Annotated in this window: 9 protein-coding genes; 2 read left to right on the top strand and 7 right to left on the bottom strand. The window is 41.7% G+C overall.

Annotated elements, in window-relative coordinates; all coding sequences use genetic code 11:
- A partial coding sequence (locus ABDW16_RS30815) for a helical backbone metal receptor (protein WP_343675275.1) occupies positions 1-679 on the bottom strand: 679 nt, incomplete at its 3' end.
- 534 nt (positions 680-1,213) lie between these two features.
- On the opposite strand from ABDW16_RS30815, the gene ABDW16_RS30820 reads away from it, so the two are divergent.
- The gene (locus ABDW16_RS30820) at positions 1,214-1,465 is read left to right on the top strand and encodes a hypothetical protein (RefSeq protein WP_343675276.1); all 252 of its coding nucleotides are present in this window, start codon (positions 1,214-1,216) and stop codon (positions 1,463-1,465) included.
- 4 nt (positions 1,466-1,469) lie between these two features.
- Here the strand turns inward: ABDW16_RS30820 and ABDW16_RS30825 are convergent, their stop codons facing one another.
- The 4 genes from ABDW16_RS30825 to ABDW16_RS30840 form a co-directional block, all read right to left on the bottom strand.
- Positions 1,470-2,330, bottom strand: coding sequence for a DUF4249 domain-containing protein (locus ABDW16_RS30825; RefSeq protein ID WP_343675277.1), 861 nt, complete (start codon positions 2,328-2,330; stop codon positions 1,470-1,472).
- 63 nt (positions 2,331-2,393) lie between these two features.
- Positions 2,394-5,003 (bottom strand): carboxypeptidase-like regulatory domain-containing protein, encoded by a 2,610-nt coding sequence (locus tag ABDW16_RS30830; protein WP_343675278.1) that lies wholly within the window; start codon positions 5,001-5,003, stop codon positions 2,394-2,396.
- 290 nt (positions 5,004-5,293) lie between these two features.
- The gene (locus ABDW16_RS30835; RefSeq protein WP_343675280.1) at positions 5,294-6,310 is read right to left on the bottom strand and encodes a FecR domain-containing protein; all 1,017 of its coding nucleotides are present in this window, start codon (positions 6,308-6,310) and stop codon (positions 5,294-5,296) included.
- 108 nt (positions 6,311-6,418) lie between these two features.
- Positions 6,419-6,928, bottom strand: a complete 510-nt coding sequence (locus ABDW16_RS30840) for an RNA polymerase sigma-70 factor (protein ID WP_343675282.1) — start codon at positions 6,926-6,928, stop codon at positions 6,419-6,421.
- Positions 6,929-7,063: 135 nt separating this feature from the next.
- Here ABDW16_RS30840 and ABDW16_RS30845 point away from each other — a divergent pair, with 135 nt between their 5' ends.
- On the top strand, positions 7,064-8,086 hold the full coding sequence (locus tag ABDW16_RS30845; protein WP_343675283.1) for a quinone-dependent dihydroorotate dehydrogenase: 1,023 nt from the start codon (positions 7,064-7,066) through the stop codon (positions 8,084-8,086).
- A gap of 306 nt (positions 8,087-8,392) precedes the next feature.
- On the opposite strand, the gene ABDW16_RS30850 is transcribed toward ABDW16_RS30845, so the two are convergent.
- Both ABDW16_RS30850 and ABDW16_RS30855 read right to left on the bottom strand, forming a co-directional pair.
- Positions 8,393-9,304 (bottom strand): Abi family protein, encoded by a 912-nt coding sequence (locus ABDW16_RS30850; protein WP_343675285.1) that lies wholly within the window; start codon positions 9,302-9,304, stop codon positions 8,393-8,395.
- Between the two features lie 556 nt (positions 9,305-9,860).
- Positions 9,861-10,880 carry an Abi family protein gene (locus ABDW16_RS30855; RefSeq protein ID WP_343675287.1) on the bottom strand — a complete coding sequence of 340 codons (1,020 nt, stop codon included), beginning with the start codon at positions 10,878-10,880 and terminating at the stop codon, positions 9,861-9,863.
- Positions 10,881-10,994: the final 114 nt, after the last annotated feature.

The following is a 10,994-nucleotide window of genomic DNA, read 5'->3' on the forward strand; positions in this document are numbered from 1 at the left end:
ACAACCCATCAATCCCGCCCATACTTTTCAACCCGTCATCAAACATGAGAATAACATCCGGGTTAGCCGTCACCAATGCTTCCGGTGTCAACGGTTTAAAATCATTAAAACTATTCGCAGCATTCTGTGCCCCTGCCAGCGTAATCATTTTTTCCACAGGTGTTCCCGTCCCTGCTACCAGCATAGTACCCGCACCCCGTGCATATATAAACAACACTTTCTTATTCGTTGGTCTTATCTTCAGTGCAGCCTGTTCTTTCTCCAACTGTTTAATAAGAACAGTCCCTTTAGCCGGCACCTGCAGCGCAGCAGCCACTTCGGCGATCAGCTTCTTAGTTCCCTCAATAGAAAACTCCTGTTTGAATATCTGTGTTTTCACTCCCACAGTTTTAAACTGCTCTATCACAGCCGGCTGCAAAAAATTATCTGTCCCCAAAATCAAATCAGGATTGAGTGCCAGCACAGGTTCAGCAGAAATATTTCTGTTATGACCTACTTTCGGCACCTGCTGCATACTGGCAGGATAAGTACTGGTTACATCCACACCTACAATGTTTTTTTCAAATCCCAATGCAACAACAATTTCGGTAACAGCCCCATTCAGGGAAACAATTCTCTTCTGGGCAAAAGTATTCATGGCCACAAGTAATGTAGCGGTCAGGACGATCAAGCGGTTCATAAAATCTTTAAAATAAGTTGATAGAAAAAATAATGGTTGACCCCTACCCGGGGTTGCGGGCCAACCATCGCTCACCGGGAGCACTTTACTCCGCCATGCTCCGGCAAGGTTTCTTTAGTATGTTTATTACAGTCAGGACATAAAAAATCCCTGGGGAATATTAGTATCCCCTGACGGTAAGTCAATTCAAAAAATATTGATTATCAACCACCCTGAATGGTATGCGGAGATATACCAGAAAGGTCGATGATGTGCGGCGGAGTATTTGAGTAACGCAAAGCTATGTCATAGAAATGTAAAGAACTAATCGAATCGGGAAAATTTTATGACAATCTTTACGCAAAAAGAAAAATGAGGATGAACGGTCGCAGACCCTCCCCCAAAAGCGAAACGCTCCTACCAAAAGTAGAAGCGTTTCGCTTTTGTCATTATCTTACTCAAAAAAAACAACTACTCAATTTGCGTAAACGTTAAACCAAACCCTCCAATCCATTGTTTTAATATCATTACCTGTCACCGGAAAAATTTAAGCCCATGGATTGGGAAGAAATGCTAAATCCATTATCGCCGTACTATCAAAATACTATGCGCGAACAAACACAAATCGTCAATCTCCAGGATGGATTGATAGCTGCTGCTAAACGCCTGATGGCATCACTCTATCCTCAATTGTATGAATTGGAATCTGCCGGGTACACCGAACTGGATAGTACCATCATTTCAGAATGCGTAAAGCTCTCGTGCCGATTAAATGAAATCGTCTCGAAATACCAGATCGAAAAATAAGGAGTTATTCTACTGTAAAAAGCAACCTTGCCGCATTAACGCCAGCAACAATACCATACCCGTTTTCTACATTGGAATAGGCATTTTCCGGATCGAGGGAAAAGTTTTGTGAATCAGAATCACTCAATCTCTGGTCTGATGTGGACCGCAAGTACTGCCAGGCTGCAGCACTCAGCGCACTTACCTCTATGATCATGTGCGTACTATTCACTTCCTTCTCGGTCTGTAGTACAAACTGTATGGTTTTGCCATTGAAATTTGCGTCGGTCATGATGCTCTCACTATTATATTCATTGGTGATGATATCGGGCAGATCATTATTCAATGCAGGGTCTAGTCTGAAGTGAATGGTATCCTTTTTGTCAATCACCCATTTGCCATCAACCGAATCCGCATTGAAGATGCGTAACCGGTAGTAATTGTTGGTGCTGCCATCTTCCTGCATGGTAAAGCGCACACGGTGAAGTGTACGTTGTGCATACCCATCGCTGATTTTAGGCCGGATAGGTGTGCTATCTCCCGCACTCACAGCAGTTAATCCATCATTTTCAACATGAATGGAATACTGACTACCTGTCTTTGCTACAGCTTGCGATACAAAATAACCTGCTCCGTTTATCAATTTGTAAATAGGGGTAGGAAGTGTGATGCCGTCTTCTTTCAGCACGACGGTAGCAGATTCCAATGGTTCAAACTGATACTCCGTCACTGGTTTACTACTGGTAACACGGATATAGATCAGGCTGTCGGGTTGAATCAAACTATTTACGACGATCTTGTTGCCGGCGTAAGGAATATCAATTCTCGATTCCTTTACACAGGAGACAGCTGTTACTACAATAAGGAAAATTAAAAATCTCCGCATGTATTAAAATTTAATCGGAAAGGTTACAGGTAAATTGAAACTACCTGCATCTTTTCCACATTATCAAAACTTAATCGAAAAAGCCACACTCGGCAAAATCGGCAAAATACTAATCTCCTGCAGGTACCGCTTCTGATTTTGCTTATCTGTCACTATCGAATACATAAACGGATTCGCATGATTATACGCATTAAACAGGCTAATCGTCCAGCTTCTGCTCCCCCACGGCTTCTCCTTCGTATGCGTTGCACTCAGATCCAATCTATGTATTACACTTGTTCTATACTGATTCCTATTACTCAGCTGATCCAACACTGGCAAACTACTCCCCCCATCATAAGGCGAAGGATCATTCACCCCTTCATAACTCGCCACCGGCAATGTAAGCGGCAACCCTGAATTAAAATGCCAGTTCGCGGCCAACTCCCACCGCTTTCCCACCTGCTGCATTAACATCACCTTAATATCATGCCTCCCGTCATAGTTATAAGGATACGGCTCTCCGTTATTCACATTCGGAAACCGCCTGTACGCCCAGGACAACGTATACCCTATCCACCCTCTCAATTTCCCTTTCCGCTTCTCCAACATTACCTCTCCGCCATAACTAGTCCCCGTACCCACCTCCACATAATCATCCCAATCGTTACTCGCAGAGTTGAAAACCTTACTATTATTCTTATAGTCAATTACATTCTTCATGCTCTTATAATATCCCTCCAGCGAGAGCGCAAACCGCTGATCCTTCAATAACTTATTTACCCCTAATGTAAATTGCCTGGAAAACATCGGCCCTACCTTCTTCGTAGATGGAACCCACAAATCCATCGGCAGACTTGTATTCGTCTCGCTCAATACATGCAGGTACTGGTTCATATGTGTATATGCCAACATCAGCGTCCAGTGCTGTGGCAACTGATACCTCGCCTGTATCCTCGGTTGCAGAGAAGAAAAGAACTTCCCGGGTACCAAAAAGCCAGAACCATGCAACCCCACATTCACCCGCAATGCATCATTGATCGTCCAGTCATCCTCTGCATATAATAATACTTCCCCGCCCGTAGAGGTCGCCTGGTTATAGGTCGTATCCATCAAAGTCTTCGACTGTGAATAATCCTCAAATGCCGATACCCCCGGGTTGAATTTGTGAATAACCCCACCCGCACCAAACTTGAATATATGATTCGGATCAGGAATAAACTCCACATCCGTTCGCAACATAATATCCGTCACCTTTGAATAGTACTTTCCATACAAATGAATGGAATCTCCACTCTTCAAGGGCTCGTAATAATAATTATAATCGATGTTGAAATAATACTGTGAATAATTCAACGTGGTATTCACAAACAGCTTCGGATTAAAAACATGGTTCCATCTTAAAGCACTCGTATGATTTCCCCAACTCAACCTTGTAAACGTACTCTCTTTAAAAGGATTCGCGGCAGTGGTACTATCCGCATTATTTTGCAGTGTCAACCCAATATTGTCATTCCCAATATAACTACTAAAATAAAGACGATCTGTAGGAGAGAAAATATGATTAATCTTCAGATTTACATCATGAAAAACAAGGTTCACTTTCGTGCCGTTGCTCGCTTGAATTTCATCATTAATGACATTCAGAAAAGGCTCTAAAATAGATCTGCGGGCAGATACGACGAAGGAAGTCTTATCCTTCTTAATAGGTCCTTCTACCATGCCTCTTACTGCAATGACGCCCGCAGAAGCCTCGCCGTGGTATTTCTTCATATCGCCGTCTTTCGTAGAAATATCAATCACAGAAGAAAGTCTTCCGGCATAGCGTGCAGGAAAACCACCTTTATAAAAGTCCGCACTCTTCACAATATCCGGGTTGAACACGGAGAACAATCCAAACAAGTGCGAAGAATTAAAAACCGGCGAGCCATCGAGCAGGATCAGGTTCTGATCAAAACCACCACCTCTTACACTGGTTACAGTACCGCCGTCTACGCCACCAGATACTCCCGGTAAAGTTGCAATCGCGCGCATCACATCAGACTCGCCCAGCAACCTTGGCATTGCCTTCACATCTGCCGGTGATACATGAAGCGCGCTCATCTGCCTTGGGGATTGTGCGGTATCAGAAACAGTGAATTCCCGCAGACTATTGGATGGCTTTAATCCTACAATGACAATTGACTTCCCAGGCACAGGCAGTCTTTCCGGTTTATAACCGATATAACTTACCCACAGGCTGGTGGTATCTTTTGGAATGGTCAGACTGAAAAACCCAAACTGGTTGGTAGTAGCGCCAGCATACTGACTGGGAGCATATACAGTGGCGCCAATGAGTCTTTCGCCGTTGCGTATATCCTGAACATAGCCACTGATAGTAATATTGGGAGATTTTTTTACGGTCAGAACAATTTGTTCGCCGATGCGGGCGAAGCGGATATCAAATGGAGAAAAGAGTTCTTCAAGGGCTCTTTTCAGGGGTTTGTTTTGGAAATTGACTGTTACCCGGCGGGAAAGGTCTACGATCTCCCTGCTATAGGAGAAATGGATACCGTATTGGGTTTCCAGTTGTCCGCAGATAACGGAGAGCGGCTGATTGTTTACAGTGACAGTGATCCGGGTATGCCAGTCCCAGCCTAACACCTGCAGGGGAATGAGTAGTGTTCCCAGCAGCATTCTTCCGAGCAATGACATAGTGTGATTTAAAAATCGGCTTTTTTGCCTTCTTGATTGAAATAGTTTCTGTCTTTTTTAGTTGAAGCGCTAGCTTACTTTTTTTTTGTGATACTTCTTATCTTCTCAGTTGTAGTACTAACTCATTTTCTTTGTTCAAATACATCTTATCTTCCCAGTTGTAGCACTAACTCACTGTCTTTGTTCAAATACATCTTATCTTCCCAGTTGTAGCACTAACTCACTGTCTTTGTTCAATTACATCTTATCTTCCCAGTTGTAGTACTAACTCACTGTCTTTGCTGAAATATTTAATCCTGCGGCCTCAACTCAAAATCAGCTCCATTTATAATTACATTTGCATTCGTCGCATAAGCAATCGCATCCAGCACATTCTTCACAGGTTCTCCTGTATAAGTACCGGAAACCGGCAGTTCCAGCAATGCAGCATCTGCAGTTACATTTACATGATACAATACATTGATAGTCTGCAACACCTCTCTTAAAGGAGTATCTTTAAACACCACCGCACGAGTCTCAGCATCAGTAATATGTGCACCTACCTGGTAATGTTGCTTGCTCGTATCCTCTTCCAGCAACATACCAGCAGTTAAAATTACACTATCCTGCCGACGGGTCACTTTAATTTTTCCTGAATGAATGAACACACGCAGCTGATTGCTGTTATCCACACTAAAACGGGTTCCCAAAACTGTAATTACCTGGTTTCCCAGGTCAATAATAAACGGATGGGAAGCATCAGTAGTTACATCAAAAGTTGCTTTTCCTTTCAGAATAACTTTACGATCCTTTTTTCCAAAACCAGGTAGAACCTGTAATTGCGCGGCGGGATCCAGCTGGATGCTGGTGCCATCCTCCAGTTTCACCAGCTGGGCGCCGTCATAGTTGATTTGCCGTTCGTTTTGATGAATGATATACCAGCCCCCTACGCTGATCAACAGGAAAACAGCAGCTGCGGCAGCCATCCACCATGAGCGGGTTTTTGCAGTACCCACTCCTTCCCGATCTACCATATCACTCATTCCATTCGGATCCCCTTCTCCTCTATCTCTACTCACCTCTCCACCACTCCTCTCTCCCAACTCCATCCGCTCACTCAGCACCTTCCACGCCATCTCCGTATCCATCCCTCCCTTTACCACCTCTCCCGGCACCGTACGCAACAACTTATCCAGAGAAGCCAGCAATACCGGGTGCTCAGCATTCGCCTGCAACCAGGTATTCACCCATCGCTGCTCATTACTATCTGCTTCCTTCAGCAGATACTTGCATAGGAGTGCATATAATGCCTCATCTGGTGTAAGCATAGTCATGTACAGTTAGTAGATTTACAGATTTGCCGGGCAAAAATAAGCAATGCCGGTATGATAAAAGACGCGTGTGGAGAAAGCATCCCCCTATATAACTGGAAAATTTTATAAAAACAGGAACATCCCTAAATAATCTCTCAATTCTTTATGCATATGCTTCAGCGCCTTCCCCATTTGATTCTCAACAGTCTTCACCGAAATATTCATCAGGGTCGCTATCTCCGCATATTTCAACTGCTGCTGCCGGCTGAGCACAAACACCTCCCGACAGCGTTCGGGCAACTTCTCCAGCGCCTGCTGGTACATCCTTTCCAGCTCCCATGCCTGGGAAGCCGTCACAGATGGGGCTAACTCATACCCCGAAGCCTGTTCTTTTTCAGACCTGACAGTAACTTTCCGCCAGTTACTAATCGCTGTATTCCGGATAGCGGCAAAAAGATAAGATTTCACCATTCCGGTAATATCCACCTGCTGCCGTTTCTCCCAAAGCTTGAGAAAAACCTGCTGTACCACTTCTTCCCCTTCATGAACGTCCCCGGTATAATGCACGGCAAAAGCCACGCACTGCGCATGGTACTCCTTAAAAATGGCTTCGAATGTATGGCGGTCTAGCATGATATCGGTTACAAAAATAGTATTCCGGAATGAAGATCAACGCAATTATAGATAATAAAAGTTTGATTGTGATAACATGGAAATGACGAGGATCTCTCTTTTGCTTTTCTGGTTTAACATTATCTTTGTTCCCGCATGTATAATTTAATCAAAAAGGTGTTTTTCCGTTTTCCGCCGGAAAAAATCCACTATCAGGTAATGAAAGGCCTGCAGATATTGCATGGCCTGCCAATGGGCAAGCAGATTCTCCATTCATTTTGTATGCCTAAAAAGACCGGGCTGGAACGGACTTTATGGGGGCTGACCTTCAAAAACCCCGTTGGTTTGGCAGCTGGGTTCGACAAGGATGCAAAGTATACAGATGAATTGGCTAGTCTGGGATTTGGATTTGTGGAGATTGGGACCGTGACCCCGGTAGCTCAGCCAGGTAATGACCAACCTCGTTTGTTTCGTTTGCCCACCGATAAGGCGCTGATTAACAGGATGGGGTTCAATAATGGTGGGGCTGTGCCTGCGGCGAAAAGGTTGCAAAAACGGAGGTCGGATATCATTATTGGAGGGAATATCGGAAAGAATAAGATTACGCCAAATGAAGAGGCGATTAGTGACTATGAAAAATGCTTCCAGGCGCTTTTTGATGTGGTAGACTACTTTGTAGTCAATGTAAGCTCTCCCAATACGCCAAACTTACGCGCTTTGCAGGAGAAAGAACCATTGAAACAGTTATTGCATCATTTGCAGATGCTGAATGAGCAGAAGGCGAAGCCAAAACCTATATTATTAAAAATAGCACCGGATCTGACTGATAGTCAGCTGGATGATATTATAGAAATTGTAACAGAGACTAAACTGGCAGGGCTGGTAGCGACTAATACCACTATCAGCAGAGAAGGTTTAGCAACTCCGCAATCTGAAGTAGAGGCAATTGGTGCCGGTGGTTTGAGTGGGTTGCCGGTGAAGGAAAAGGCTACGGCAGTGATTCGGTATATTTCTCAGAAGACGAAAGGTAGTATTCCGATTATTGCGGTTGGTGGGATTTTTACAGCTGCAGATGCGCAGGAGAAGTTGGATGCGGGAGCGAGTTTGGTGCAGGTGTATACAGGGTTTATTTATGAGGGGCCGACCATAGCGAAGAAGATATGTGATGGGTTGAAATAAAAATGATTGAAAAAGGCTGTTCTGAGAACAGCCTTTTTTATTGCCATTAATTTAATTCAAGATTCATGAATTCAATCTTCATATAAAAAAAATGCCCCGCCTCTGGTACGCTGATCTTACGAGAAGCGCGGCGGGGACTGTTATTACAAATATACTATTACTAATCAGACAAAAACAAATTTTCACCCATCTAAAAAATCAATTTTCAATAATTGATTCCAACATTATCCAATCGTTATTTTTCTTCTTATTTCTATAACACACTAAATACATCAAACCTTCTACAATCAACAATTAAAAACATTTTTATTGCCATAAGTCTTCTTCATACCAATTTTCTTGAAATCCCATTCGTTCCAGATCAATATGTCTATATTTTACCAGCAACTCCATTAATTTATAACTAAAATCATTTCCCGGACTTGCTGTGTGTAATAAATAACGAACGATACATAACTGATAATATAATCGTTTACTTTCTAATTTGCTTCCATCAGGAATGTGTTTTATCCACGGCAGTTTAGCGTGTTGAATCTCTCTTGGACGGGACAAAAACATCCTGTAACAAATCAATGAGTGATGGGCACAATGATTTCTAATCATAGATACAACTTGAATCCATGATTGAAACCATTTGTCTTTAGAGAGACCATAAACATTCGCAATTACTTTTTTCTCCTTAATATCACTTCGTATATTTCTATAGATTTTGGATAATGTGCCAAAAGAAAGTATGTGCAATGTTTTCCAGGCTGGAGGATGCTCAAATCCGCTTTTCGTGCGATCATGTTCTTTTATGAATTCTTCATCAGATCGCTCAAGCTCACGGTTGATTGTTTCAATTGCATCATTCAGCCTTTCTTCGCTGAAGAATATAGCCCTATCTGCAAACCAGTTTGAGCCGTAAGAGGGACACATCATGTTAATCATGTTGGCACGAAAAGAAACTTCTATACGCTCAATAGCGTCCAGTAATAGTAACCTGAGTTCGCGATCAAAATTGTATAGTTCGATAACATGATCGAATGTAGCACCAGTAATAAAAGCCTCGCTGGTATGGTTTTTCTGCAAATATTGCCAATAACCTGATAATCTATAAAACCCAACATGGTTTAAATAATAATTGGCCTCGTCAGAACTATTTATGATCAAACCGCATTGTTGAAGAATTTTTATCTGGTCAGGTAGTAACAGGAATGGTCTTTCAATGGAATTCATATAAATTAAATAAAAAGTCCCGCCTCGGGTGCGCTGATCTTACGGGAAGCGTGGCGGGTTCAGTTAACACAAATATACTTTCATTTATTCGATAAAAACAATTTTTCTGCTACCTAAAAAAGCATTTCTTAATAATTGATTTGAGCATTATTCAATTGCTATTCTTCTTCCCAATCCGACACAACTCAACTCTCATTAACCGCTCCAATATCGCCAGCAACACCAAACTAACAAATAATTCATTTCATCCGAATCATTTATTATTAAACCAAACTATCGAAGAATTTTAATTTGCTGAAGTAATAACGGAAATAATCATCAATGGAGTTAATACAAAAAAAATGCCCCGCCTGTGGTACGCTGATCTTACGAGAAGCGCGGCGGGTACTGTTATTACAAATATACTATTACTAATCAGACAAAAACAAATTTTTGCCCACCTAAAAAATCAATTTTCAATAAATGATTCCAGCATTATCCAATCGCTATTTTTCTTCTTATTTCTACACTACATTAAATACAACAAACCTTCTGCAATCAACAATTACAAACCACTTCATTGCCATAAATCCTCCTCATCCCAATTCTCTAAAAATCCCATTCTTTCCAAATCAATCCCCCGATACCTCACCAACAATTCCATCAACCTATAACTAAAATCATTCCCCGGACTTGCTGTGTGCAATAAATACCTAACAATACATAATTGATAGTACAATTGCTTACTTTCAACTTTATTCCCATCAGGAATGTTTTTTATCCATGGACGTTTTATAAGTTGAATCTCCCTGGGGCGAGACAGATACATTCTGTAACAAATCATTGAATGATGCGCACAATAATTTCGAAGTATAGATACCACCTGCATCCATGATTGTAACCATATTTCCTTGGGAAGGCCATAAGCCCTGGCAATTATTCTTTTCTCCTTAATATCATTCCGGATATTTTTATATATTTTGGATAATGTGCCAAAAGAAAGGATAGGCAAGGTTTCCCAGGCAGGGGGATGTTCAAATCCACTTTTCGCTTTATCATGTTGCTTTATAAACTGCTCATCCGATCGATCAAGCTCACGGTTGATCGTCTCGATTACACCATTTAATCTATCTTCATTAAAAAAAATTGTCTTATCTGTGAACCAATTTGAGCCATAAACAGGACACATCATGTTAATCATGATAGCACGGAAAGATACTTCTATACGCTCTAAAGCATCTAATAATAATAACCGGAGTTCACGATCAAAGTTATATAGTTCAGTAACCTGATCGAAAGTAGCGCCAACAATGAATGCACTACGAATACTCTCTTTCTGAAAAAATTGCCAATAATCTGCCAATCTATAATATCCCACATGCGTTAAATAATGATTAGCTTCATCACTATCATTTATTATTAAACCACGCTGTTGAAGGATTTTAATCTGGTCAGGTAATAACGGGAACGATCTTTCAATGGAATTCATATAAAAAAAATGTCCCGCCTCTGGTACGCTGATCTTACGAGAAGCGCGGCGGGTTCTGTTAACACAAATATACGCCCATTCTTTCGTCAAAAACAAATTTTTTCCCATAAAAAAAGATATTCTTCAATTTTTAACCAAAAAATTAAAAATTGAAGAATATCTCTATCATTTTAATCACTCAATTCTCACTTCAAACTCACCCCTTTCACCCTCTCCAAAAAC

The organism is Chitinophaga sp. (assembly GCF_039596135.1).
Lineage (GTDB): Bacteria > Bacteroidota > Bacteroidia > Chitinophagales > Chitinophagaceae > Chitinophaga.

Excerpts from the sequence above, each read along its gene's own strand:
- ABDW16_RS30830 (WP_343675278.1), bottom strand. The coding sequence starts at position 5,003 with ATGTCATTGCTCGGAAGAATGCTGCTGGGAACACTACTCATTCCCCTG.
- ABDW16_RS30825 (WP_343675277.1), bottom strand. The coding sequence starts at position 2,330 with ATGCGGAGATTTTTAATTTTCCTTATTGTAGTAACAGCTGTCTCCTGT.
- ABDW16_RS30845 (WP_343675283.1), top strand. The coding sequence starts at position 7,064 with ATGTATAATTTAATCAAAAAGGTGTTTTTCCGTTTTCCGCCGGAAAAA.
- ABDW16_RS30840 (WP_343675282.1), bottom strand. The coding sequence starts at position 6,928 with ATGCTAGACCGCCATACATTCGAAGCCATTTTTAAGGAGTACCATGCG.
- ABDW16_RS30820 (WP_343675276.1), top strand. The coding sequence starts at position 1,214 with ATGGATTGGGAAGAAATGCTAAATCCATTATCGCCGTACTATCAAAAT.
- ABDW16_RS30855 (WP_343675287.1), bottom strand. The coding sequence starts at position 10,880 with ATGGGAAAAAATTTGTTTTTGACGAAAGAATGGGCGTATATTTGTGTT.
- ABDW16_RS30835 (WP_343675280.1), bottom strand. The coding sequence starts at position 6,310 with ATGCTTACACCAGATGAGGCATTATATGCACTCCTATGCAAGTATCTG.
- ABDW16_RS30850 (WP_343675285.1), bottom strand. The coding sequence starts at position 9,304 with ATGAATTCCATTGAAAGACCATTCCTGTTACTACCTGACCAGATAAAA.